Raw genomic sequence first — 26911 nt, forward strand, 5'->3', positions numbered from 1 at the left:
GATTCGGGAAGGCGTGAACATCCTGGAGAAGAAGATGTCAGCACAGACAGTTCTCGTGATCGACGATAGTGCGACTATCCGAAAGATGGTCGACAGCCACCTCACTCAAGAAGGATACCGGGTCGTCCTGGCACCGACTGCCGAGAAAGGTCTGGAGCTTGCACCACAGCTTGTTCCGGATCTGATCCTCCTCGACCATCAACTTCCTGGAACAACAGGGATTGAGGTCTGCAAGAAAATCATTCAGATGCCGGAGTGTCTGAATGTGCCGTTTGTGGTCTCGTCGACACTGAGAAAGCAGGCATACATCGAGTACATGGACGTTCCCAACGTCGTTGACTCGCTGCCAAAGCCGTTTAAACCAGAGTTGTTAAAAACGACTGTCGCCAACGCGCTCGAAGTGGGTGCGATGATCGTTTCGTCACAGACAAGCGGAACAGCTGTTCCGGAAGTTGTTGACGGACTGGATGACACCTCTCTTTCCGGCGTGTTCGGTTGGGTCGGCCTTCGCGAAGTTTTCGACTTCCTCAATAACGGAAATAAGTCCGGCATGTTGGAAGTTGAACTCGAACGTCATCGCGTTCTGTTCTTCATTCAAAACGGTCGCTTCCAATCCGTAGTTTCCGCATCAGTGACAGCGGAAGACGTCGCGGAGACGCTTCCGGAATCTCTTCAGAATCTGGCACCACTTCTTCGCTTTACGATGAGCAGTGGAGCCTCTTCGCAACTCGACGGTCTCGTTGAATTGCTCGACCGCAAAGTGATCGATCCACGGATGCTGAAAACGCTATTACGTTTTCAAGCTTCCTATCTCACGCGGCTCTGTTTTAATGGGGAAGCGAAAGCATTCAGCTTTTATCCGGAAAGGGAGATGCCAGCCATTTCCCGTCGAGCTCCATTGGAAATCAGCCTGTCGGCGCTCCTTGTCGAAGCGATGCTTCATTGTGACGCGAGCGAACTTCCGACTTACGAATACAACATCGGCTGGCTCCGACGTGCTCTCCGCGGTCAAAATCTCGATCGCTCCGGCCTCTCGGCAAAGCATGTCCAAGTGCTCGCTCAACTCGATACAGAACCAGTCACAACTGCGGAAATCGCCACGCGTGCCGACCTTCCATTGGAAGAAGCAGAGCGCGTTCTTGAGGGGTTACGCATGGCGGAATGGATCGACGCCCAGCCTCTTGCAGAAGGATCCGAGATGATTGTTCTCGAATCCAATCCGGAAGGTTCTTTGATTTTCCGCGAACTCATTGCAGATACGGAGAATCGCTGGAGTGGAAAAGTTGTTCGTGATGAATTTGGCTTGCAACTTCTGCTCAAGAGAAGCACCCCTGACGTCATCGTGATCGAATTGACCGGGGAGGAAGAACTGAAGTGGCCGACATGTCTCGGAAGTGAATCAGACGTTTCTCAGCTGGATAACCTTTGTCTCATCCTTCCAGACGAGCGATCGGTATCGGACATCCCCGAAGCGATTCGTCACTCGCAAGTGATCTCGCGACCATTCTCAAAACAAAACGTACTGACCGCATTGGAAGAACTGCAATTGCGCCACGGAGCGAAATCAAGCCAAAGCGATCAGCGTCATTCCTCCAACTCAGAGCTGAGTACAGCTGGGAAGATTTAGGGGCGAACTATGGACACCACAGAAGATCGCAAGGTCGGAGCAACCATTTCCGTTCAGATTCCGGGTGGAGCTTATATCACTCGAAATTTGAAAGAAGGCGATGTCGTTTCCGTCGGCTCCGATGACTTGTCTGAACTCCGACTGAATGGAAATGGAATCGCTGGAACTCATTGTATTCTGACGATCGAAAAAGGATTCGTCAGTCTGCGAGATTGCTATTCCCCGACGGGAACGTTCGTCAACAGTCAGAAAGTTCAGCAGATCGAGATTGACTACGACTGTGACGTTCAGGTCGGCGAATGTGTGATCGCGCTGAAAGTGATGAATCCTCGAGAGAGTCTGGGACCGCCACCAAGTGCTGCGCCGCAAAGTCCTCCCGTGCTGGAAACTCTTCAGTCGCTGAGTGATCAACTCTCGGAGTCCGATGACATTCTTGACGATGCACCGTCGATGGACGATTTCGAATTGGAGGAAGACGAGACTGTCAGCACCAACGCGGTTGGAGCAGAGACTTCCGCTCTGGAAATGACCGATCTCGCGATTGAACTTCAGACACTTTCGGCCGAGAACGAGATTCTTAGAGAACGCCTCAGTCAAGCAACTTCCAGGAAGGTCGAATTCGAAGCTGATCCATTTCAGGAAGAAATGATTGAACTGCTTCGAGAAGAAGTCCTGGCACTTCAATCTCAAGTCAGCCAGCTGCAATCTCAAGATGCTGAAACGGCGCGTGCAGAGCAAGAAATTCTCGACGAGACAGCGCCATCTCGTGAGGAAGTTGAACGGCTTGTGAAAAGATTGGAAACTCTGCTCGATGAACTCTCCACCAAAGACGAGCAACTGGAGTTGTTGCAATCGCTCCTGCATACTGCCGAGGATGCGAATCAGGCAGAGACCGAAGAGCGAGAACAACTCACGCAGTGGTTGTCGGAGTTTGAAGAACGGTTTCAGGAACGTTCCGTCGAATGGGATGCTGAACGCAAGTTTCTGAAAGAGAAAGTTCGTCTTCTTGAAGAAGAACGCACCGAATCGCTCGTCGCGCATGAGGCGACCGATTCTTCGGTCCAAGTGGAATCACTTCAACGTGTGATCGAGTCGCTTCGGCAGCAGGTGTCGCAAGTTCAGGATGAACTTGATGAGCTTAATTCTCAGCACACCGGCCTCAAAGAGGAACTTGCTGAAGCCCGCGGGTCGACGACTCGTGAAGAAGAGATTCGACTTTCCAGAGAACGTGCCGAAATCGCCAGAATGCGGCATGAACTCGAAAAACGAAGACAGGATCTGGAACCGACTCCAAAAGCGACTGACGAAGAGGAGTCCGCTGCCATTAAGGAAGCCGATTTAAAACTTCGTGAGATCCGTGAGGAATTCCGTGAGACTGGGCGAAACGGAACAAACGGGGCCACTCTTTCAAGCAGGATCTCCAAGCTCTGGAGCCGCTTGAACTCTTGAACAAGGGAAGTTTTCCATGAATGTTCGAACACCTGAAACGATCACCCAAGAATTCGATTCCGACGGCCTGGATGAGCAGCGCCGCGAGTTGCTCGACTATGCGCGCAGCCTCGATTACCTCGGACGTCGTTTCGAACGATTTGTTTCCATGCAGCTTCAGCAGTTGGAAGTTGCCATCGATGATTTTCAGCGGGAACGTGAAGCGTGGCAGCGTCAACGTGATCGGGAACTCGAACGAATTCGTGAGCAAAAGCCGCAAGAACTTCCAAAGGCCGAAGAGCTGAGCGTCGCAGCTGTCGCTGGATCGTCTGCGGTATTCGATTCGATTATCTTTCCCGACGAGAACGGAAACCTCACGCCATCGAAAGAGATTTCCGGGAGTGCCAGCGCACCCCTCAAGCTATATATGCAACCTGGAACAGCATCGGCTCTTCAGATTGGGCTCATTCTGTTTGAGATCTCGAAAGTGAATCGGGAACTCGGTGGAGGCGGAGTTCGTTTTGAAGTTGGTGTTCCTCGCGTCCCCAAGAAACCTGCGTTTGGTGGGGGAATTGCGATTGATGAACCGGGGGCGATTTTATGTCTCGAGGCGTTCTCGTGTCTTCCGCTGTTAACTTATGATGGTCGGCCAACTCGTCAATTACAGCGATGGGATTACTTTAAGTCGCAAGTGCTCATGTCGTCGATGATTGATCAGAAGCTTGGCAAGCAGTACGAGAAAGGTCACGACGTTCCGCGAGAGCACGAGGTTCGAGAACTCGCATTGGAAGCGACGCGAAGAGCCGACCTCGCCAATTGTAAAGTCGATACGGTCGACGAGCGGTTTGTCCGCAGATTTCGTCCCGCTCAGAAAGAGAAAAGTCCGACGCACCAACAGCTGGAGCGCGTTGAACAAGTTGTCCACTACTTAAAGAAAGATTGCGGACTTTTGCTTCACTTATCTCTCGTTTAATACGGACTACCTAAAGAATCATGCCCGGCGTTGTGTAAGTGATCATGGATTCTTCTTGAGGAAGTGTTCAAAGAATGCGTAGATCACCGCGTTTGAGTCCGCGTTCGGATCGTGGTTCGGGCGGTTGTGCATGAAGACTCGCGGCTCTGTTGTATATAACTGATTGACCTCGACCGAATGGTTTAAGGCTTTCCATCGTTCGACCGGATCTTCTGATCCTCCTGAAACAAGGAACGGTCGCGGCGCCATCAGAGCATGTAACTCATGAAGGTCTCGCCCTTCTTTCCGAAGTTTCGGATAGAGACCACCGGACGGGGTCTCGGGCGTCACAAGGCCACGCTTTCTCCAGGGAGGCGGTTCGTACCCGAGGTACCACGGTTCCCAATAGTTCACGCTGGAACGGTCGTCCTGGAAAACGATTCCGGGATCAGACCAGGCTGCACAGGCGAACTTATCGAATAAACATGACGCGAACATCGCCCACTTTCCACCGAACGAGTGGCCGACGATACCGATGCGTTCTGCGTCAACTTCAGGACGCGTGGCAAGAACGTAGTAGGCATTCGCAGCAGCGTATCCGAGCATGGAAAGCGGTTGAACTTCTGCGTTGTCGATCGACGGATAATAAAGCGAGTAAGTTTTGCTGGCAGTCGCTTCAGTCGTACCGATCGACAGCGTGACAAAACCTCTTTGAGTGAGTTGATACGCGAAATCCCGGTAAGGCTTTCCGCGTCCGATCGCGGTTTCCGGTTCATAATAAACTGTAACAACCCCGGGAAATGGGCCTTTCCCCGAAGGCACGAGAATATATCCCGTTGTGAATTCATTCGGGGTCCAGAGAAATCGGACTTTCAATTCTTTAAACCCATCGCGAGTGATCGAGTCGAGAACTTCGACTTGAGGATGTTCGATGAGCGGAGGCCATTCTCCCAGCAACTCAGTCCACTCGTTTAAGAGTTCGCCTCGCCGCTCTTGCCAGTCCTCCAGTGAAGTGATTTCTTTCCCGTTGCGGTCCCGGAGTGGGGAGCGATATTTCCCGAAATCGTTTTGTAACTCAGAAGGGGGAGTGCTGTTTTCGGCGAGAATTCTTGGAAGGGCATCTTTCTTCGGTTCGGCAGAATCCCCGGCGGCCGAAACGACAATCGCCATGACTGCGGACAAGGTTATGACCACAAACATGTTTCCTGGACTTTCGAGGGACGCGGAGTTGGGCATCGGACGGTGATTCCATAAAGAGATCGGTTGGACGCGTGCATTCTCCCTTGTTTCGTACGAAGGAATCAATGCATCGAAGCGACAACATTGTGGTCAACAGTCTGCTCAACACTGTGTACAACTGCCCCAGGAAATATCAGAGTTTACACATGGGACTCTGTTGCTCCGTTGTGCTGATCGCTAGATTGACGATCCAGACTGTTTTCGAATGCGAGCGCGTGCAGCAATCAATCGACTGAATGAATGCGGGCGAGCGCGGAGACCATAAACGTGGTCGACACAACCTCGAAAGATGGAAGTTGAGGGCATCGTGAGTGAACTGTTTTTGGCAATTCTTGCTTTGATGCCGATCGTGGTCGTCGGAATTTTTCTCGTTGCACTGCGGTGGCCAGCAAGTCGCGCGATGCCTCTCTCATTCTTGACGGCCGTGCTGTTGGCGTTGATCGTCTGGCGCGTTCCGGTCGTTCAAGTCGCAGCTGCTTCGTTGAGCGGACTCGCGATTGCCCTTCGCTTGCTCTACATCATTTTCGGGGCGATTTTGCTTCTCAATGTGCTTCGTGAAAGCGGGGCCCTGAGCAGAATTCGTCAGTCATTCGTTGATATTACCCCGGATCGACGCATTCAGGCTGTGATCATTGGCTGGCTCTTTGGTTCGTTTATCGAAGGGGCGGCCGGGTTCGGAACCCCTGCTGCGGTTGGTGTTCCGTTGATGGTGGGGCTGGGGTTTCCTCCACTCGCTGCAGTGATGGTTGGAATGACGATTCAAAGTACGCCTGTTTCCTTCGGAGCTGTCGGGACACCGATCGAAGTTGGAGTGGCAAACAGCTTGGTGGGAAGTCTTGACGTGATGAGGTACTTTGTAAGTATCGGAGTCGATTCGACGGATGCGGGATTGCACCTCATCGGGTTTCGAGTTGCCTTGCTGCACGCGGCCGTGGGGTTCGCAATTCCAATGTTCGTTGTCTGCATGCTGACGAAATACTTTGGCGAACGAAAAGACTGGCGGGAAGGTCTGGAAGTTTGGCCTTTCGCATTGTTTGCAGCGTTCGCGATGATCATTCCCTATGTTGCGGTGGCGTGGCTGCTTGGACCGGAATTTCCGTCACTTCTCGGGGGGCTGATCGGATTGTCAGTCGTTGTCTTTGCCAGTCGGCGCCGCTTCCTGATGCCACGTTCCGGGATGGAGTGGGACTTTCAGGAAGAGAAACTGTGGCCTGCGTCATGGAGTGGAAGCATGACTCTCGGCATCGAAAACGATTCCCCTCGGTCACTCGCTCGCTCCTGGCTTCCCTACTTGCTGGTGGCGGCGATTCTGGTGATGACCCGATTGCCCCAGCTTCCGTATCAAGCGTGGCTGAACTCAGTCGTGATTCGAGTTCCGGAATTGTTTGGAACGAACATTTCCATCGAAGAGAAGCCGTTATACGTACCGGGTTCGGTCTTTGTGTTGGTCTCGATAATGTCGATCTTCATTTTTCGGATGAAGACGCCAGCCGTTCTGCAAGCGTTTGGCGACTCGACGAAGACCATTCGCAAAGCATCGATTGCATTGCTCTTTGCTGTTCCGATGGTTCAGGTTTTTCTAAAAAGCGACGGAGGAAGTGCTGGCTACGATGCCATGCCATATGCTCTGGCGACAGCAATCTCAGACTCTGTCGGACGGATGTGGCCTGTCTTTGCGCCCTGGATTGGCGGAATGGGAGCGGCTGTCGCGGGGAGTAATACGAATAGCAATATGATGTTTTCCCTGTTTCAGTTTAATGTCGGTCAAAAAATCGGCGTCGATCCTCTCTGGATGGTGGCTTTGCAGGCAGTCGGTGGAGCTGCCGGAAACATGATTTGCGTTCACAACGTTGTGGCTGCTTCGGCAGTTGTGGGATTGATCGGGCGTGAAGGGGAAACGATCCGCCGGACGCTGATTCCGTTCTGTTATTACGTCATCATGGCAGGTGTCCTCGGATTGGTCATTGTGAATATGTGATCGAATCGGCCCTCTACTGTTGTCAGGGCGCCGAAAAATGTCTCAACTATTCTCAGCGGGAGAACGCTGCCCACTTTCCGATTTCGTGTGAGATGGAGCAGGACTTTCTCTTCAAGGATGGTTGAGGTTGATGACACTCAAGCAAGCGTTTTCCAACATCGTTCGACTCGTTCCCCACTGGTACGAGTCTGATCATGCCCCGTGTCGATATGAGACTCAGGTCGGTGATGATGTCTTCGGGTTTTCGACACATCGTCCGTTGACTTCAAGAACAGAACGTCTGTGGGAATACATTCAAGACAAGCTTCCGGAGTTTTTCTCGCTCGTCAGTCTCCACTCGGCAAGTATCGGAGACTGCATTCAGGAAGCCCTCGTTGAGAAGTGGCTGACCGACCACTCTGCTGAAGTTGATTGGAAGAGAGTGCTGAAGTATGTGCACTATCTGAGATATCGGACGTGCGAAAACGCTCCGGTGACCATGAACCTTGTTTTCTCTGAAGGTGTGGGGATTGGTGATCTGGATGAAGATGCTTTCAACAAAAAGATCGATCGCATCGCAACCTCTTCTTACACTTTTGTGCGCTCAGACTTTCAGGTGCGGAGCATTTCCTACGAAGAGATTTCGTGGTCGCAGATCGTTAACACAAGTGCCGATTCGACGTACCCCCAGTTTCTGCATCCGTTCTTTTGTCTTCTGAATGATGATCCCAACGCCCGGTTCTCGTTGCACATCACGGAGAACCGGGACGTCTTGATTATGGATCGAACGGGCGTGATTGCGGCCAGTCGAAAGGGGATGTGGCGGATTTACGACTGTGTTCCGTTTCAGGAAGCGATCGGAGACGCTGTCGGTCACGAGTCTGTTGCGTGCACATTTCTCAGCATGCTTTTCGATTTGAGTTTTCGCAGGCATGGAGGGTTGCTTGTCTACGATCCGGAATCAGTGGTGCTGAATCATGTCATCAATCGTGAAAGCCTTCTGTCAGAGATGCGGAACACGAAGCTTCAGATGATTGAAAGTGTCGTTAGTGGAGTGAACTTCGGAGAGAATGGAAATCCGTTCGGGCAGAAACGTCGGATTCTGATTGAGCTTTCCAGCATTGATGGAGCCATCATTTTCAATAACGATGGCATTCTCGCGATCGGGGCTCTCGTTGAACAACATCCCGAAGTCGGGAGCCATGTCGGGGCGCGAACAACAGCAGCAGTTTCTTCTCTCAAGTGGGGAGGCATTCCCGCCAAGATCAGCTCAGATGGGGATGTCTCGATCTACTTTCGAAGTATCGGCCAAGGTGGTCAAGCAGACGCTGTCATCCGGTTCTCATGATGGGCACACGTTCGGCGGGAAACTTTTTCACGACGAAGTCGTGCGAGGCGAAGTCCTTGAGGCACGAGATCGCTCTCAGGTGACTCAACTCGATTGCACACTTGTCACGTCGATGTTTAGAGTCTCGCAAGCGGAATAGAACACAACGACCCCGTCGAGACTCCATCCGGACTCTCAGATTTCCCTTGCGCCTCATGGAAATTGCGTTATGAACCGTCTGCACATCATTCTCTTCGGCTTCTTTCTCATCACATTTCAGGCTGTGAGAGTTCAAGGTGCAGATCAACCGCCGAACATTCTGCTCATCTTGATCGACGATATGGGATGGGCCGATCTTCAATGCTACGGAAGTCAATTCCACGAAACGCCGAGCATCGATCAACTCGCGAGTGAGGGTGTTCGCTTCACCGATTTCTACGCAGCGGGAGCTGTCTGTTCTCCGACGCGGGCAGCCATTCAGAGTGGACAGTATCAGGCTCGGTTGGGAATTACCGATTTCATCCCCGGGCATCGACGACCGTTTGCTCCGCTTCTCGTTCCGGAAGTGGCGAATCATCTTCCACTGGAAATTGTGACCCCGGCAGAAGCTCTCCAACAGGCGGGATACGCGACCGGCTACTTCGGAAAGTGGCATCTTGGAAATCAGCAGCAGGAACCGGACCGTCAGGGATATGACGTTTCACTGGTGACCGGCGGACGTCACTTCGCTCCGAGATTCCGAACAAATCCGCCCGTCGATGTGCCAGACGAAACCTACCTCGCCGATTTTCTGACGGACCAGACGATTGACTTTATTCGAGATCACAAGGACGGACCTTTCTTTGCTATGCTTTCGCACTACGCAGTTCATATTCCGCTTGAGGCGAAGAAGGAGAAGATCGCCAAGTACGAGAAGAAGCCCAAACCAGAAGGTGGCGTGAACAATCCGATTTACGCTGCCATGGTCGAACATGTCGACGACAGTGTTGCTCAGCTCATGCAGGCGCTCGATGAGTTGGAACTCACGGAGAACACTGTTGTCATCTTCACCTCAGACAACGGCGGTCTCTATCAGTCCGCCAGTCTCGGAGGACCGATCGTCTGCTCGAATGCTCCTTTGCGAGACGAAAAAGGGACGTTGTACGAAGGGGGAATTCGTGTTCCGTTGATTGTTCGTTGGCCCGGAGTCGCTCCGGCGGGAACCGTTTGTTCCGAACCGACGATCAGCACGGACTTCTGGCCGACGCTCGCCGAAATTGCTGACGTGAAAGAGTTCGAACATCAACCGCTTGACGGTGTCAGCCTCGTGCCTGTGCTCGAGAATCCAAACGCGACTCTGAATCGCGACGCAATCTACTTTCACTTTCCGCACTATCACCACAGCCGACCGGCAGGTTCCATTCGAATGGGGGACTGGAAGCTGATTGAGTTCTTCGAGAGAGGTGATCTCGAACTCTATAATTTGAGCGATGATCTTTCCGAAACAAATAATCTTCTGGCTGATCCTAATCTGTCTGCGGAACGATCAATGAGCCTCAACGAGCGTGCCCGGCACATGCAGGAGAAACTTCGTCAGTGGCGCGAGTCAATCGATGCTCAAATGCCGCAGCCAAACCCGCAGCACGATCCGAGTCGCGAGATGGAAATTCGCAAGCGAAAGCGGTGAGTGAAACTCTTGCCGTGAGGGAGCGTCTTCGTTTCTGTTTATCAGCAATTGGCTCGAGCGATTGGAGAGTTCACTTCATGAACCGAGCAACGGCGCTGGCCGAGAAACCAAGCGAATAGCGTTTCAGGAAGCTTGGCTGATCCAGTCGCGAAACAAGTCTTCGTCGACGTTTCGGCCACTGATGATCACGACGATATCCCCTTCCTCGTCGGGGAAGGACTCCTGTTGATTCAGAAGTGCAGCGACAGCAATCGCTCCCGAAGGTTCCGTTCGCAATCCATGGTTGTCGTACAGCCACTTCATGGCAGCGATCGTTTGTGAATCGGGAATCGTTGCGACATTCTCGACATTGCGCTGGAGCAATTGCCAGTTCTGATCCCCAACTTCATAGCTCAGCAACCCGTCACAAATGCTCTGAGGGTGTTCAATCGAGACAACTTTCCCGGAAGCCAGAGACTGCGAAAAGTCATTCGCCAGTTCCGGTTCAACGCCTGTGATCTTACATTCCGGAGAGTGATGTCGAATCGCCAACGCGAGGCCCGCCAGGAGACCGCCGCCGCTGATCGGGCAGTAAAGCCGGGTCGGTTTTCGTTCCTGCCGCTTGAGATCGTTCACGATCTCGAGACCAGCTACTCCGTTTCCTGCGATGACATAGCGGTCGTTGTAAGGGGACGCAAAGATCCCTTTCTCGTCCCTCGCAAGATCTCGTGACAGACGTTCGCGATCGCCGGTGATATGATCTTGAGACTTGTCGTATGTGACAATCTCCGCACCTTGATTTGCTGTTCTTTCGAACTTCACGCGCGGTGCATCATCGGGCATGATGACGAACAGCTTCTTTTGGAAGAGGCGGGCGGCGAAGGCAATTCCCGACGCAAAGTTTCCTGACGAACTGGCAATGATCGGTCGATTAGCGAGGGACTCAGCATTCCGAGCGACCCAGTTCAGTGCTCCCATCACTTTAAAAGATCCGACAGGCGACCATCCGAAGTCTTTAATCCAGACTCGTTGGGAGGGGGGAAGGCCAAGCGTTTGTTCGAGAGCTGTGGAACGGATCAGGGGAGTGGGTGTCAGAAATTCCTTGAGAACTCCCTCAGCGTGAGTGACATCTCCAATCGAAGCGAGGGTCGACATGGTGAACTTTCCTTAATCCACAGAATCTAAAACGACGCCACGAACGAATGCTACGGCGGTGTGTCTTCTCCGTCGAACTTTTAGCTGACGAATTCTGCGTACAGCACAACTCCGAGAGCAATCAGGCTGTAATGGATGGCGACGAGATAGCGAGTGATTGATCCGCCGATGCCTCCCATCGATTTGAAGAATCCCGACTGGCTCTCCCACATTCCGATCGGTGTGAGTGGAAGGATGTAGTAAGCCCACTGAGGAATGTTACTGAAGGAATTGGTTTGACCGATCATCATCATTGCAAACGCAAAGAAGATCATCGGAAACGCAAGCCCCTCCTGGTCCTTGGCTTTTGGATCAAAGAGTGCGGCGAGGAAGAGTCCGAAACAGGCACCGGTCGCAGCACCTGTGATCTGTCCAAAGCTAATGCTTCCCGAAAGAACCATGATGACAGCCGCAATGGCCAGCATGCTGAAGTACGACCCGGTCAGCAACGGGCCGGACAATCGTGTCACGAGCGGGCGACTCGCCAAGCTGACAATGGTGACGAGCGCGCTTCCGATTAAAGCTGTGTACTGCCACGGGAGCGGCAGGCCGGGATAGTTCGGCAGAAGGAACCAGCAACCAACGAGTGAGATCACGAAATACGTCAGGATGCGATCAACGATTGTGGACCCCGTCGCCTCGGTCACAGATGAGGTGATCCCAACAAGAATCATCGCGATTGGAAGCCAGTGAAAGTGGTAAGCGGGTGGAAACTGGCCCAGATTCAAGAGCCAGTATCCCAGTTGAAATCCAAGGACGAATCCGAACATTGGAACGTAACGTCGTCCAGCATCTTCGGGCAGCATTCGCCTCAGCAGAACCAGTGACAGAAGTGCCGCCAGTGCAGGCAAAAGAAATCCGTAGCCAACGTCAGCAAGTGAAACCGGCACTGTCGCAGTCTTTCTGTTCGATCAAGTATGAGGAAGAAAAGCTTCTTAGTTGAAACGACAGCTGTCTTGAGCCGATCGGTTTCAACCGCTGTCAATTCAGAGTGAGTTCGTGCCCGTGATGCCGTGAGTCCTTGAACAAGTTTCGGGCCATGCCATCTTGAACAGGACTCCCGGCAAGTCGGGAACGCGATCGCGGCTGAGCGGATCTATTTGGCATTCACTGTGATCGTGATCGGAACTTCCTTCTCGACTTTCGAGGGATCAAAATTGATTCCATATTCCGTTCGATCGATGGTGAACTCAGCATTGAAGGTCAGGCCATCTTCGGTTTTCACTGTCGCAGGAAATGTGACCGACTTCGTGGTTTCGAGAAGAGTCAGGTCGCCAGTGACCTGATGTTTGCCGTCGTCAGCAGTTTCGATCGTCGTTGAGACGAACTGGGCTTTGGGAAACTGATTGACATGGAAGAAATCCGCATTCTTCAAGTGGTTGTCGAGCTTGTCGTTTCCGGTGGTGAGCGAAGCAGTTTCGATGTCGACTTGAACCGATTCCAGTTGGCCATCTTTGACAACAGCATGACCGGTGAAGTCCTGAAACTTTCCATGCCGAGCTTCAGGATCAGGTTTTTCCTCCACAACATGGCTTCCGACAAACTCAATCGTTGTGTTCTCAGGAGTCAATTCAATGGCTCCAGCTGGAGTTCCCGTATCGAGACTTGTTGAGTCGCCGAGGCTCACGTCTGTTCCAGGATCGGTCGAATCTTCGCCCGCTTCAGGGACTGGATTCACGGCAGGGTCATTGGTGGTTTGTTCGCCACAACCGGAGGCACCGATCAGAGCCAGTGACAGTGCCAGGCAAGCAGCGCTTCGGGTCAGTGAAGTAGCAATCGAAGAAAAGCGAATCATTGGGCAATCATCCTGAAAGATAGGGGGAGAGACGAGTCCGAATTGACAGCTGCGGGGTTGTACAAATGTGGGAGGACATTGTGCAGCTGTTCAACATCCGCATGTTGAGCATGCTAACAACGCAATCAGGAGTCAACCACTCGACAGAACTTCTGACAGACAACATCTGACGCAAACCTCCCTGTTGATATTGCGAGGCCTGTTGAGAAAAATTCATTCTGTCTTTGGGCAATGCACTTTTGATTTTTGTTAGAAACTTGATACAATACTGAATGATGCCCTCCATACTCTCCCTCCTACTGTTACTCCTCCCGACCGGGTTCTTCCTCTTTTGCTCGGTGCCGGAAGTCTTTGCGCAAAATGCTGCTCCCGATCCAACCGAAGAGATCGCTCCGGTTTCGGATGATCCGGACAAGTCGCATTTTGAGGAGCACGTTGCACCATTCCTGAGACAGTATTGCTGGGACTGTCATACCGAGGATTTCGCGGAATCAGGTGTCAAATTTGACCGATTCACGAACTCTTCAAACATTCAGGAAGAAGTCGAATTCTGGGAAAAGGTCACCCGTTTGATCCAACAGGGGCAAATGCCTCCCGCAGACGCCGACCAGCCATCGGGTGAAGAGTCGATCGAAATTCTGGCAGCTCTCGAAAGGGAGTTAGCTTCGTACGACTGTGAAAGCGAAAAACATCCCGGCAAGGTCACCCTGAGACGTCTCAATCGCCCCGAGTACGATAATACAATCCGCGATTTGACCGGCCTCTCCTTAAATCTTGCGGACTCGTTTCCCGCAGATGATGTCGGAGCCGGGTTTGACAACATCGGCGACGTCTTAACGATTCCGCCGGTTCTCATGGAGAAGTACCTCGCCGCAGCGGAAGCTGTCGCGGAAGCCGTGATGGCTGACGAAAATGCTCGTCAACGAGTCTTTCCGCATGTCGCAGAAAACGATGACGAACGCGTCGAAGTGGCCCGTCGGAACGCCGACGAATTTGCATCCCGAGCATTTCGCCGCCCCGTGACGGCAGAAGAATCTCAGCGTCTGTTTGACCTTATGCGTTCAGCCTGGGAAAACGACTACTCCGTTGAAGAGATTCAACAAGCAGTAATCACTGCTATTCTGGCAAATCCGAAGTTTCTCTTCCGTGCCGAAGGGGCAGGAGAGCAAGCCGATGGCGAGAATGTTCGGCATCTCGACAACTATGAACTCGCTTCGCGGTTGTCCTATTTCCTCTGGAGTTCAATGCCGGACGAAGAATTGTTCGAGCTGGCTCGACGGGGAGAGCTGACGAATCCGGTGACGATGCGAACGCAAGCACTCAGAATGCTGAAGGATCCGAAGTCCGTCGCTCTCGTGGATAACTTCGCTGGGCAATGGCTCCAGTTGCGAGACCTCGAACGTCTCAGCCCGGACCCGGAATTGTTCGCGACATTCGATGCGTCGCTGAGAAACGCGATGAAACGGGAAACCGAGATCTTCTTCGAGAAGATGATCAAAGACGACAGAAACGTGGTCGAATTTCTGACCGCAGATTACACCTTTGTGAACCGGCAATTGGCCGAACACTACGGGATTCCCGGCGTCGATGGTTCGGAATTTCAACAGGTTGCGTTGCCGCAAGGCCGACGGGGAGTTTTAACTCACGCCAGTATTCTGTTGTTGACCTCCAATCCCACCCGGACATCACCGGTCAAACGTGGAAAATGGGTTCTCGACAATATTCTTGCAGAACCTCCTCCTCCTCCGCCGCCAGATGTTCCGGAACTGGAAGAAGGTGGAGACGTTCTCGGAACACTCCGCGAACAGATGGAACAGCATCGGGCCAACCCCGCATGTGCGGTTTGCCATGTCAAAATGGATGCCATCGGTTTCGGAATGGAGAATTTTGACGCGATTGGCGCCTGGAGAGATCGTGACGGTCGTTTTGACATCGATGCGTCAGGTGTGCTCCCAGGGGGACATGAATTCAAGGGCGCTGATGAACTGATGCAGATTCTTGCCGAAGAACAAAGTGATGCGTTCTGTCGGTGTTTAGCACGGAAGCTGTTGACGTATGCAATCGGTCGGGAACTGGAATCGTTCGATCGATGTGCTGTCAACGAAATTGTCTCAGAGCTTGAGCAGAACAACTATCGATTTTCCGCGCTCGTGACAGCGATCGTGACGAGTGATCCGTTTCTACTGAGCGAAGTGAGGTGATCAAGATGACCATTGCGAATATGCCTCTCTCACGACGTGCCGCCCTCCGAGGCTTGGGCGTGTCATTGACACTTCCGTTTCTCGAATCAGTCGCCCCTCGTTTGGCGATGGCGAGCGGCCAGATTTCGAAACCACCGGTTCGAATGGCGTACATCTTCGTTCCGAACGGAGTTCATCTCGATAACTGGACTCCCAAGGAATTCGGATACGGTTACGAACTGCCGTATATCTTGCAGCCCCTCTCGCGCGTACGCGATGACATGCTGGTAGTGAGTGGTCTGACGCACGACAAAGGTCGCGCGAACGGAGACGGACCCGGCGACCATGCTCGCAGCGCGTCAGTGTTTCTGACCGGAGCACAACCACGGAAAACGGATGGATCCAATATCCGCTCAGGTGTTTCCGTGGATCAGGTCGCAGCCAATCTTACTCGCGGAGCAACCCGGTTTGCATCGCTCGAACTCGGTTGTGAACCCGGACGGACAGCTGGCAATTGTGATTCCGGTTACAGCTGCGCGTACTCGTCCAGCATCTCATGGTCGTCGTCATCGACCCCGTTGGGAAAAGAAACGAATCCTCGTTCCGCCTTCGAAAGGTTGTTCAGCCAGGGAAGCAGTGCTGAGATCGACAAAAGCCAGAAGAAGCGGGAGATGCTGCGAAAGAGTGTTCTCGACTTTGTCAGCGACGATGCCAAGCGGCTCCAAAACCGATTGGGACGCGATGATCAGAAGAAGCTCGACGAGTATTTGACCGGTGTTCGGGAGATCGAGCGACGGATCGAAAGAGCAAACGAAGATCGAAGTTCGATCGTCGACATTGACTATCCGATTCCGGAAGGTGTTCCAGGCGATTACACGGAACACTTACGGTTAATGTGTGACATGATGGTTCTCGCCTTCCAGACAGATTCCACACGCATTGCGACGTGCATGTTCGCAGATGCTGGAAGTAATCGAAGCTATCGGCATATCAACGTGAACGATGGTCACCACGATCTATCTCACCATCAAAGCAAGCCGGAGAAGCTGGCCAAGATCAGTGAGATCAATCGCTTCCATGTGGCTCAGTTGGCTTATCTTCTGGAGAAAATGAAAGCGACTCCAGACGGTGAATCGAACCTGCTCGATAACACCATGGTTTGCTATGGATCGGGATTGAGTGACGGAAATCGTCACAACAATGAAAACCTGCCTGTCATCGTCGCAGGACGAGCAGGCGGAACAATCGACACCGGCCGACACCTTGCCGTTCCAACGGAAACTCCGATGTGCAACTTGTTCATGTCGATGCTCGATCGATTCGGAACACCTGTCGATTTCATCGGCGACAGCACCGGCAGAGTTCCCGGTTTGCAAATCTGAGTGGACGTCCGTTTCTTAGCTCGTGGTCAGAGACGTCGTCTTCATCCTTCATCAAGTCGTTTTGAATCGGCCTGTGAGAAGAAGACAAACTCTCGGATTCATGGCACTAGGGCGATGACGTTGATGTACGGAAGATGGGACTCTGTTGAAGTTGGTACTGAAGAAATTGACTCATTAAATGGTTCGAGATCCTGCATTGCTGGTCGAATCAGGGGACTTGTTCAATGCGCGTCGCATCAACGAAAACAATCTGGTCGGTCGTCCTTCTAGTCGTTGGACTTTTTTCATTCGGTGAGGCTCAGCTCATCGCTCAGTCCGATGGGCCGACTGTCACAGAACTTGCCCAGAATCTTCAAACCGGTGAGCTCGATGAGCGACGCGACGCAGCCTATGCGCTTGCAGCTTTGGGATCTGATGCAGAACCTGCACTGGAAGCTCTGATCTCCGGGTTAGGCGACAAAGACCAGCAGGTGTGGACTCAATCTGCAATGGCAATTGCACGAATTGGCCCACGTGCTGAGGCTGCAATTCCGACTTTGGTCGAAAATCTGGACCGCTATGAAGATCAGGTTCGCTACCGGGCTGCGTGGGTTCTCGGACAGATTGGAACCGCAGCTGTCGAGCCACTCATCGAAGTGACTCGCGGTTATCAGGATCGTGCGCGGGGAGCAGCTGCGGATGCTCTGGGCTGGATTCCGGATTCGGCCGAAACATCGATTCCTGTCCTCGAAAGTTTACTCAACGATAACTCTGCATCGGTTCGCGAAAGGACCACTGTCGCACTTTCTCGACTGGGGGCAGTCGCTGAGAAGTCTCTGGCGATTGCCTTGGAGAACGATCGCGAAGACGTGCGAATGCTCGCTGCTCAAGGTCTAGCGAACTTCCCCGTGACCGACCCGAAAGCGATTGAAGGTCTTCAGGAAATTCTGAACGACGAGAACGAAAGTACACGAGCGGCAGCGATTCTCGCATTGTCCGAGAGCACTTTGGATCGGTCGATGCTTAAGCCTCTTGTCTTCCGATTTCTTGCCGATCCAAGTTCTCAAGTTCGTGGAAATGCTGTCCTCGCTCTGACGAAGCTTGAAGATGAAATGGACTCGGTTCTCGGTGAACTGACCACAATGCTGAGCAGCGAAGACCTTCAGAGACGATCCGCTGCTGCGTTCGCCATTGGAATGTTGGGATCGACAGCCTCAGACACCGTTCCTGCGCTGATCGCTTCTTTGAAGGCCGACGGCTCGAACGAAGAAGTTGTTCGGGCCCTCAGCCGAATCGGAGTCCAGGCGGTCGAACCAATTCTTTCGGCGTTCCGGGACCCTGAACAATCTCAGCAATCTCTCGCATTGGCACTCGCAGGAATCGGACCAACAGCTTATCCCGCGCTTGTGGAATCACTCGACAGCTCCGAAGCCTACTTGCGAGCGGCCGCTGCACGAGCGATTGGAAATCTTGAAGTGACTCCGCCTTCTGCCGTGCCTGGACTGAAGCGTGGCCTCGAAGATGAAAACGCTTCGGTCCGTGCGGCATCTGTCAGGGCCATTGGAAATCTCTCTCGGCGAGACCAAGAGACGAGACAGTCTCTCTTGTCATTAAGACGCGACCCCGATCCGGATGTACGAGCGACCGTGCTTTCTGTTCTGGGGGAATTGGAACTTCCTGAGAACAAATTCCAGGAGTTCCTGCGAGAAGGTCTCGCTGATGAATCGGGAATGGTTCGGCAGAGCGCGTTGAGAACAATCGCAGGGCGTCCGGAAATTTGTGTTCCGCTGCTCGAGCCGGTAACTGCTTCACTGAACGATGGTGACGAACAGGTTGTGATCGCAGCGTGCCGAGCACTGGAAGCATTCAAGGAAAAAGCAGCGTCGTCAATTCCAGCTTTGAGGAGCCGCCTGCAATCGGACAGTCGCGAGATGACATTGGCTGTGATTTCTGCGATTGAATCCATTGCTGTCGCTGACAGCGAAACTGTGAAGGAACTCTCACTGCTGCTCGAGAAGGAAAGCAACGACTTTGAATTGCTGTCCAAAGTTCTGGATGCGTTGTCCACGATGAAAAATCTCGCTGCGGAAAGCTCACCGTCTGTCTTCCGTCTGCTTGATCGAAACGACGAAGACTTGAGAGCAAGTGCCGTCAGGTGCCTGGCCTCGATCGAACCCGATCGTTCGCAGACGATTCCCGTATTCATTGAGGCGCTCCGCGACGAGAGTTGGGTTGTCCGTCGTGAGTCGGCAGAAGCTTTGGGACAAATGGGCCCCGAAGCGAAAGCTGCTGTTCCGGTTTTGTTTGCCATGCTCGACAGCGACGAAGACGAAAACATGGCCCGTGATGCACTTCGTGAGATTGATGCTGCCGGTCCTGAATCAGTCGGACTGTTGATCGAAGGTTTAGATTCTGAGAATCATCGCAAGCGCTATTACGCTCTCTTCCTGCTCGGAAAGGCAGGACCAGCTGCTCACGAAGCTCTGCCGAAGTTGCGTAAGCTGTTGGAAGAAACAGAAAGCAGGCGTTATCGTGATTCTATCGAGCGTGCCATCGACGCGATCGACGTTTCAACCGTTGATGAAGAGGAAAGTCCGACCGGGTAAATTTGTTTCCTCGAGTTTGTCGTCCTCTGCAGTCGTTGATCACATCTTCAAGTTCGTTTCCGTCGATTGATGGTTGCGAAAGACTCACCATGCAGGGGAGAGACGAGAATGCAGAAATGGGCAATGGGGGCTTTCCTCCTTTCGGCCGTGATCGCGATGATTGGGCAATGCGAGGGCGAGGAAACGCCCGGCAGTGGTTACGCTCTTCATCGCTTTGACGAGATCAATCTCACTTCAGAATACTTCTCCGAAGGTGTTGGTGTCGGCGATATCAATGGCGACAAAATCGATGATGTCGTCTACGGGCCACTCTGGTTTGCTGGCCCCGATTTTCAGGTTTCGAAAGAGATCGCCGAGCCCGTTCCTCAAGACCGAAAGCGATATGCGGATCGGTTTTTCAGCTGGGTCTATGACTTCAACGACGACGGTTGGAGCGATGTTCTTATGGTCGGATTTCCGGGAACTCCTGCTTATGTTTACCAGAACCCGGGAGCTTCCGGATTGGATGCGCACTGGGAACGGCACGAAGTCTTCGATTGGGTTTCCAACGAGTCCCCGCAGTTTGTGGATCTGATCGGCGATGCGCGGCCAGAACTCGTCTGCACGCGAGCCGGGCACTTTGGATTCGTCACAATCAATTGGGAGTCTCCGTTCGATCCGTGGACGTTTCATGCAATTTCAGAAAAGGTGACCGCCGAACGATTCGGGCATGGACTCGGGATCGGGGATGTTAATGGAGATGGACGCAAGGATATTCTCCATGCGTCCGGTTGGCTGGAACAGCCAGCGACCGAAGCGACTCACTCTCGCTGGCGACCGCACAGCGTTTCTTTCAGCAATGCTTATGGCGGAGCAGAGATGTACGCCGTCGATGTTGATGGCGACGGAGACAACGATATCGTCACCAGTCATGCTGCTCACGACTTTGGGCTCGGGTGGTACGAACAAATTTCGGACAACGGTGAGGTTCGTTTCAAACATCATCTCATCATGGGAGCCCATCCCGCTGAAAATGCCTTCGGTCTCGTTTTCAGCGAACCGCATTCAGTGGCGATGCACGATCTCAATGGTGACGGTCTTGAAGACATCATCACGGGAAAGACGTTTTACTCGCATCACGAACAGAGCCCGATGTGGGATGCCGGAGCTGTTGTGTATTGGTTCGAATGTTCCAGGACCGATCACGGCGTTGAGTGGATTCCGCATCTGGCAGCCAAAGATACCGGAATCGGTCGTCAGATTGTTGTGCGAGATGTGAATGATGATGGTCTTGAGGACATCGTCGTCGGCGGAATGAAAGGGGCCAATATCCTGCTGCACAATGTTCAGTCTGTTTCCGAAAGCGTGTGGAAGGAGTCGCAGCCTCAACGCTATGACGGACCAAAACTTCCTGAATTGGACTTCAATGTCATCTCCCGACGCGGACCGAAAGCGAAGTTGAACGGAGCCAACAAGCGAGCAGAGTCAGGCCTTGAGGCCGAATCGCTTTCCTGGAACGCTTCACGCGGAGGCGTTCGGAATCAATCAATGGAGAACTTTGCGCCGGATCAATGGAGCGGAGGGACTCAGGCATTCTGGACAGGAGGAGGCCCCGGAGACACGCTCACCATTCCGGTTGAACAACCTCCCGGACGTTATCGATTGGAAATGGTGTTCACTTGCGCTCCCGACTACGGAGTTGTGGATGTTCTGTTCAACGAAGAATCGTTGGGGACGCCGATCGATCTTTACGATTCGAAGGTCAAAACGTCCGGGATTCTGGAGGTCTTCGAATGCGAAGTCACAGGCGACGATCAACTTTCAATCCGCGTGGTCGGAGCGAATCCTCGAGCAAAGCCAGCATACTACGTTGGCATCGACTTCCTTCGCTGGACGAAACTTACAGACGACTCGGATGCAGATTGATGTATGTGTGATTCATCGATCGACGCGGTCCCGCGCTCACTCCTGTCTGAGCATTTTGCACAGACTCAAGCGGGCGGGGACTGCGAGATATGTACGATGACAATCGGCCGCAACTTTGTTACGGGAGAGCGACCTGACTCGTTGACATCAGATAGCCGAACAGGTTGATGATTTCTTCTTCGGTCATTTTGTCGAGTTGTCGTTCGGGCATCATCGAAAGTGTCGAGTTTCGCCGCGCATCGATGTCGTCGAGAAGGAGCGTCATTTGTTCGTTGGGAGTTTGAACTTTAATCGTCTCGTCTGACTCTTCGATGACGACTCCACTGACGACTCGACCATCCGCCAATGCGATGATTGACATCCGAAACTTCTCGGCGACTTCCGCACTGGGATCGACGATGTTCCCAATCAGGTAGTTGAGGTTGGACCGCTGTGATCCGGTCAGTTCAGGTCCCAGCGTTCCTCCATCTCCGTAGAGCTTATGGCAACTTGAACAGGTCTTTGCAAAAATCGATCGCCCCGCTTGCAGGTCAGCGGTTTTGAGCCGATCCGGAGTGAGAAGCGATCGAAGTTGATTCGCTCTCTCCTCTTTTTCCTGCGAAGTGTGTCGCCACTCCGGATACAGTTTTCTCAGCAGAGTTTGAATCTGTTCATCTTCGAACGCGCGCATCTGTCGGAGGTAAAAAGGAGTCACTGCTGTTGGCGGAATCGCTCCCTCGTTGACTGCCTCGAGCATGGCGACTGCATAGTCTCCGCGTGAGGAAAGAGTTTCGATAGCTGCAGGTTGGACGTGTCCACGCAGTGAACGAAACCGACTGATAATGAGGTGAGGTGTTTCTTCGTCGCCGATGACTGCCAGTCCGCGAATTGCATCGACGCCGAGGTCTCGATCTGTCACGAGTTGCTTGAGAAGCGGAATGGATTGTTCATCTCGTGCTGCGATGAGAGATTGAATGGCATTTCGCCGGATCGATACGTCCGCCCGAGAGTCGGCGGCGATTTTTCTGACGTCTTCGAGTGCTTGTCCATCTCCGAAAATAACTGACAGTTGTCGAGTTGATTCGAGAATGGATGCGGACTGACGATGACTCAGTTTCCTGGCAACCTCGGACCAGTTCGAGGGCGGATCCATCCGACGTCGACCCTCAAGGGCTGCGTTCACACCGTTGAGAATTTGTTCGGTGACATCGTCGTCTGTTTGTGCAGCGAGGGCGATTAACTCTTCCATGGCTGCGGGATGCTTTCTCGATTCATTCGTGATGCGACGTGCGATGAATGTGATCAGTTCCGGGAATTCAGAAACCGGAATGAGCTTGAGTGAGCCTTCTGCATCGGCGGCCACGGCGGGTTCGATTCCGTACCAGATCATCAACGGAAGTCGCGGGTCGTCGGGAAACTCTTTGCGTTGCACAAGCTCTTCCCCGATGGCGAGTCGTTTCTCCTCGGGGACTCTTTGCAACAGCGAAGCAATGTAGGTTAAGACCAGACCGGATGAGTCCTTTCGTGCCAGTTGCAAGACAGTGTTTTGCGTCTCTTCAGTCCAGTGAGACGGATCGTTCATGAGTTGATCTCGCAGCAGTCGAATCGACCAGCATCGGATGTTCTCTTGCGGATCGTTGGCTAACGACAGAATCAAATCAGAATCGACAGCATCGATCGCGAGCAGTCCCCAGAGCGATTTCAGGCGAGTGGAAGCTTTTTGGTCGCTTGCGAGAAGCTGCTTTAATTCGCTGACGAATTGTTCATCAAGCGGATTTGTCAGAGAACGCTCCTGAAGCATTCGACGAGCCATTCGATGGTGCCAGCTGTCGTCAGAGAGCAGGGCATTCTGGAGTTGGTCCAAGTCGCTGTTGTTTGAAACGAGCGGTTGCGAAAGCTCCGGGCTTCCGTAAGAAACCTTGTAGATACGACCGGATGTCCGGTGAATTCCATCGTTGTCGTGACATTCTCCAATGTCTGACCAGTCCAGAATGTAAACGGCTCCGTCCGGGCCCTGTCCCAACTCGACGCCGCGAAACCACTGGTCCTTCGTTTTCGCCAGATCGGGAGCGTGACGTCCCACAAATCCGGCTCCTTCACGTTCAAGCTGATCACGATTGATTCGCAGCCCGTGCAAATTCAAAGTGAACACGTCACCGCGATAATCTTCCGGCCAGTTCGTGCCTTGATAAATCATCATTCCACAATGTGCGTGTCCGCCACCAGCTTCGTCTGTTGTGTTGGTGACGCCGGTCTTTCGAATGTCCGACCATGCTTCTGCTGTGTCCCAGTGAAAGTGATCGGCCGTTTGCGGCATGAGTTGGTAAAGATGAGGGTTGAAGTCCTGGCCGAACATCCGCTCGAAGTGAGCACCTGGAACTCCATGCCACAGATGCCCGATGACTGTGTTGATGAAGAACAATTCGCCGTGTTCATCCCAATCGTGTCCCCACGAGTTTGTCGTCCCGTGGCAAACCACTTCGAATTGTCTCGTGATCGGGTGGAATCTCCAGATCGAACAATTGAGTGGCTGGCGAAGTTCTTCCGGTGTTTCGGGGGTTCCCACGAATGAAGTGGTGGTGATTCCGTGTCGCCCGTAAAGCCATCCGTCAGGACCCCAGTGAAGACCATTGGCGATGTTGTGACGGATTGACGCGTTATCGAATCCCGTCAGCATCACTTCGGGTTCACCATCGGGAATGTCATTCTGATCTCGATCGGGAATGAACAGCAGGTCCGGTGCACAAAGGACCCAGACACCTCCGAATCCCAACTCCACACTGGTCAAGTGCTGGCCTTTGTCCCAGAAGACATGCTTCTTGTCGGCAGTTCCATCTTGATCCGTGTCCTCAAGGATGATGACTCGGTCGTGTTGCTGTAAATCGTAACCTTGAGATTGATCGGAATAGGTGTCGTTTTCCGCAAGCCACAGCCGTCCTCGGGAATCGAACGTCATCGAAATTGGCTGTCGAATTTGTGGTTCAGCGGCGAACAGCGTTGCCTGAAAACCTTCAGGCCAATTCCACGCATCGAGTGCCTGCTGAGGTGTCAGCAACGGAATTGTCTCTTCCTGTGTATTCTTCACTTCTGGAGGATCTGCCAGACATGATTGAATTCCAATCGATGCAAGAAGGAGGATTGCATAGATGGCGGGAGAGACGGAAGGAGTGCGGGAGGTGGGATCACAAGGCATGACTAATCCTGATGGGGCGGAACTTCTCAGGATCTGTTTATATGACTCACGACTCAACCATGCCACCGAACAGACAATTTCTCAATCTGGCAATGTTGCCCGTCTGGTCTGACGAGTACAATTCAGTTGGTTGGTCCCGATTTTCGGCAAGCTGGCCATCACTTAAGTCATCATCTCAACGAGACGGGATTTCATGGAACGTTTTTTTCTTTTTCTGGCGACGTTGTTCGTCGTAAGCTTTCTGATTTATGGAGTGTTCATTTCGCCAGAAGCTGGTCAGCTTGAACCCGATCTGGAACTCATGCAGCGACTTCCCAAATCGGAACCGGACAACGAGTGGTTCAAAGAGACCGTCTTGTCGAGTTCGGTCCCTGTTCTCGTGGATTTCAAAGCGGACTGGTGTGGACCATGCCGTGCACTTCACAAAGTGATTGATGAAGTCGCCAAGACGTACGCTGGGGAAATCCGCATCGTTCAGGTCGACGTCGATGAGCACAACGACCTTGCGTACTTCTATCACGCGGACGCAATCCCGATGGTATTGATGTTTCGCAATGGGAAACCTGTCGATGGATTTCGTGGACTTGTGTCAGCGACAGAACTGGACGGGTTTGTCCGCCGAAATCTAAGCGCCCCAGAAGAGGATGACTCAACGAACTCTACCGAAGAAGTTCGTTCAGAAGCAGAAGCAGAAGAAATTCCCGAGTCTGTCGAGGTCACTGCCGAACAGAGTTCAACGTGAATTGTCTTCGTTCAACGTGAGACATCACCGAATCCCATGTTCACCGCAGTTCTTCGGTTCGAAGAAGCGACTGAAAGGAGCCAGAGATTAGCTCATCGAGGCGTCTAATTTTTCGAACTGGCGAGCTGCAAGTCTGGTCAGAATAAATCCGCTGAGTGCGATTGAAATCCAGACGCCGACGCCAAAGATGATCCGTTGATTTCCGAGCATTCCGTGAACATCGGCCAGCTGTGAGGCAATTCGTCCGGAAACCATCGCCCATGCAAACATCAGGGCAAAGACGCAGGCAAACGCCAATCCCTTGGCGGTGAAGATCACTGTCGTAAGAAGGAAGACTTCGATCCCTTCTTGTTTCAGTCGCTGAGGGAAGATGAGAAAGATGAGATTCTCCCAGCTGTAGATCGCCAGATTCATCACAGGAAATGAAAGGATCGAAGCGAGCAGCAAACCCGGAGACATTCCTCGAACGAGCGCCGCGATTGCAATCATGCCCAGCTGAAAACCCGTAGTGACGAGGACAGGTGTGGCGATTTGGCTCAGCACGACTCTCCACGCCGGTTGCGGCAACATCTTCAAGAGCAGGAGATAATCGTAGTCTCTTCGGAAGTCAAATTTCATCGCGGATGGAAGCAGCAAGAACGTGTAGAACGTCAAACCTCCCAGGAAATTGACGATCGCGATCTGATCGCTGATCTGAGGCATGAACAATGGAATGGCCGAGAGAATCGCTGGCGGAATGAGTGCTAGAAGGATGCCGGTGGAGTGTCGCTGTAAACCAACGAATTGACGCCATGTGACGGCACCTCCCAGCTTCTGAAAAATGGTGGCAGGCAGCTTCCAGTCTTTCAGGTCATTGCATTCCGATTCCGCTCTCTGCAACTCGTTGAAGTTACGAATGTCCTTCTCTCGCCGTGTGATTTGTTGCACATTCCACTTGTCGAGGCGAATCACAAGGCCAGCCATCGCTGCAACCATCAACAGTACGGTGAAAACTTCAGCAGCAGTGGCAATTGTGAGGGTGGGAGTCAGGATCAGTTGTACGAACACAAGCATCGGGGCCGAAACAATCAGCCCGGGTGTCGTCGTGAACCAATCCTGAATCACGTGCATGCCGCTCTTGATCAGAATAATAAATGTTGGAAGCTCGGACGTACTCTGTGAAATTCGAGTCAGTTCCAACGCGTTCATCGTCAAGGCAGAAAGAAGAGCCGCACCACTCACTGTGATGAAGGCACGCATGGATCGATAAGCGTCCGGTTTGAGGCCGGTCGCGACGAGGTCGCAGACAATTCGGAACAGCTCAATAATCGCGAGACCGGTCCAGAGACCGAGAAATCCGAGCCATGGAATAGGCAAGTCGGGCAAAAGTAGAATCGCACCAATTGCGGCTTTGATCGTGGTTGCGCTCAGAACGGTGAAGAGTCGGAACTTCAGAAGCTCACTGCGACGAAATGGACTCGTCATCAACCACATCTTCTCAGCGGGAGTCCACTCGATCGCTGCATCCGGGCGTTGCCAGCTGACGCGAAGCAGATGCCACCCGGCGTAGATCGTGAGCATCGCCGTCATCCAGATCTGGAATGACTTTGGATTATAGCTCTCTCGGAAAAGGACACTCGCGATGGCATTTCCCAGCCAGACGAATGCCAGGACTGCTCCCAGAATCGAAATGACCAGACGCCGAGGGTGTGTGAACGACGAGAGCAGCGAACGAATTCGCCCGGTGGTCCGAAACTGAACCAGCTCCCAAAGCGATGGATTGAGAAAAGGCTGCATAGCTG

The 26911-nt window shown here is 52.8% G+C and carries 17 protein-coding genes; 11 read left to right on the top strand and 6 right to left on the bottom strand.

Annotated elements, in window-relative coordinates; all coding sequences use genetic code 11:
- Positions 1-34 precede the first annotated feature (34 nt).
- The 3 genes from KOR42_RS07075 to KOR42_RS07085 are packed head-to-tail and all read left to right on the top strand — an operon-like array spanning position 35 to position 4028.
- A complete protein-coding gene (locus KOR42_RS07075) occupies positions 35-1627 on the top strand; it encodes a response regulator (RefSeq protein ID WP_146508295.1) in 1593 nt (530 codons plus the stop codon).
- Positions 1628-1636: 9 nt separating this feature from the next.
- Complete coding sequence (locus KOR42_RS07080) at positions 1637-3076, top strand: FHA domain-containing protein (protein WP_146508297.1); 1440 nt, start codon at positions 1637-1639, stop codon at positions 3074-3076.
- A gap of 16 nt (positions 3077-3092) precedes the next feature.
- Positions 3093-4028: a hypothetical protein gene (locus tag KOR42_RS07085; protein ID WP_146508299.1), complete on the top strand. Its 936-nt coding sequence runs from the start codon at positions 3093-3095 to the stop codon at positions 4026-4028.
- A 42-nt stretch (positions 4029-4070) separates the two neighbouring features.
- Here the strand turns inward: KOR42_RS07085 and KOR42_RS07090 are convergent, their stop codons facing one another.
- Positions 4071-5207, bottom strand: coding sequence for a S9 family peptidase (locus KOR42_RS07090; RefSeq protein WP_231740740.1), 1137 nt, complete (start codon positions 5205-5207; stop codon positions 4071-4073).
- A gap of 346 nt (positions 5208-5553) precedes the next feature.
- Between KOR42_RS07090 and KOR42_RS07095 the strand changes: the two genes are divergently transcribed.
- The 3 genes from KOR42_RS07095 to KOR42_RS07105 all read left to right on the top strand — a co-directional run bounded on the left by KOR42_RS07095 (position 5554) and on the right by KOR42_RS07105 (position 10196).
- Positions 5554-7224: an L-lactate permease gene (locus KOR42_RS07095; protein ID WP_146508303.1), complete on the top strand. Its 1671-nt coding sequence runs from the start codon at positions 5554-5556 to the stop codon at positions 7222-7224.
- Between the two features lie 130 nt (positions 7225-7354).
- Positions 7355-8551 carry a hypothetical protein gene (locus tag KOR42_RS07100; RefSeq protein WP_146508305.1) on the top strand — a complete coding sequence of 399 codons (1197 nt, stop codon included), beginning with the start codon at positions 7355-7357 and terminating at the stop codon, positions 8549-8551.
- 208 nt (positions 8552-8759) lie between these two features.
- On the top strand, positions 8760-10196 hold the full coding sequence (locus KOR42_RS07105; protein ID WP_146508306.1) for a sulfatase: 1437 nt from the start codon (positions 8760-8762) through the stop codon (positions 10194-10196).
- A 123-nt stretch (positions 10197-10319) separates the two neighbouring features.
- Here the strand turns inward: KOR42_RS07105 and KOR42_RS07110 are convergent, their stop codons facing one another.
- The 3 genes from KOR42_RS07110 to KOR42_RS07120 form a co-directional block, all read right to left on the bottom strand.
- On the bottom strand, positions 10320-11330 hold the full coding sequence (locus KOR42_RS07110) for a threonine ammonia-lyase (RefSeq protein ID WP_146508308.1): 1011 nt from the start codon (positions 11328-11330) through the stop codon (positions 10320-10322).
- A gap of 80 nt (positions 11331-11410) precedes the next feature.
- Positions 11411-12259 (bottom strand): hypothetical protein, encoded by an 849-nt coding sequence (locus KOR42_RS07115; protein ID WP_146508310.1) that lies wholly within the window; start codon positions 12257-12259, stop codon positions 11411-11413.
- A 206-nt stretch (positions 12260-12465) separates the two neighbouring features.
- A complete protein-coding gene (locus KOR42_RS07120; protein ID WP_146508312.1) occupies positions 12466-13164 on the bottom strand; it encodes a YceI family protein in 699 nt (232 codons plus the stop codon).
- Between the two features lie 272 nt (positions 13165-13436).
- Here KOR42_RS07120 and KOR42_RS07125 point away from each other — a divergent pair, with 272 nt between their 5' ends.
- The 4 genes from KOR42_RS07125 (at position 13437) to KOR42_RS07140 (ending at position 21216) form a co-directional block, all read left to right on the top strand.
- Entirely contained in the window at positions 13437-15365 is a 1929-nt protein-coding gene (locus KOR42_RS07125) for a DUF1592 domain-containing protein (protein ID WP_146508314.1), read from the top strand.
- Positions 15366-15370: 5 nt separating this feature from the next.
- Positions 15371-16726 (top strand): DUF1552 domain-containing protein, encoded by a 1356-nt coding sequence (locus KOR42_RS07130; RefSeq protein ID WP_146508316.1) that lies wholly within the window; start codon positions 15371-15373, stop codon positions 16724-16726.
- A gap of 224 nt (positions 16727-16950) precedes the next feature.
- Positions 16951-19311: a HEAT repeat domain-containing protein gene (locus KOR42_RS07135; protein ID WP_146508318.1), complete on the top strand. Its 2361-nt coding sequence runs from the start codon at positions 16951-16953 to the stop codon at positions 19309-19311.
- Positions 19312-19419: 108 nt separating this feature from the next.
- The gene (locus tag KOR42_RS07140; protein WP_197440942.1) at positions 19420-21216 is read left to right on the top strand and encodes an FG-GAP repeat domain-containing protein; all 1797 of its coding nucleotides are present in this window, start codon (positions 19420-19422) and stop codon (positions 21214-21216) included.
- Positions 21217-21334: 118 nt separating this feature from the next.
- On the opposite strand, the gene KOR42_RS07145 is transcribed toward KOR42_RS07140, so the two are convergent.
- Positions 21335-24388 carry a PVC-type heme-binding CxxCH protein gene (locus KOR42_RS07145; protein ID WP_146508320.1) on the bottom strand — a complete coding sequence of 1018 codons (3054 nt, stop codon included), beginning with the start codon at positions 24386-24388 and terminating at the stop codon, positions 21335-21337.
- A gap of 193 nt (positions 24389-24581) precedes the next feature.
- Between KOR42_RS07145 and KOR42_RS07150 the strand changes: the two genes are divergently transcribed.
- Positions 24582-25130 carry a thioredoxin family protein gene (locus KOR42_RS07150; RefSeq protein ID WP_197440943.1) on the top strand — a complete coding sequence of 183 codons (549 nt, stop codon included), beginning with the start codon at positions 24582-24584 and terminating at the stop codon, positions 25128-25130.
- An 87-nt stretch (positions 25131-25217) separates the two neighbouring features.
- Here the strand turns inward: KOR42_RS07150 and KOR42_RS07155 are convergent, their stop codons facing one another.
- Positions 25218-26906, bottom strand: coding sequence for a hypothetical protein (locus KOR42_RS07155; protein WP_146508322.1), 1689 nt, complete (start codon positions 26904-26906; stop codon positions 25218-25220).
- Positions 26907-26911 lie beyond the last annotated feature (5 nt).

Source organism: Thalassoglobus neptunius, from assembly GCF_007859735.1.
Taxonomy (GTDB): Bacteria; Planctomycetota; Planctomycetia; order Planctomycetales; family Planctomycetaceae; genus Thalassoglobus; species Thalassoglobus neptunius.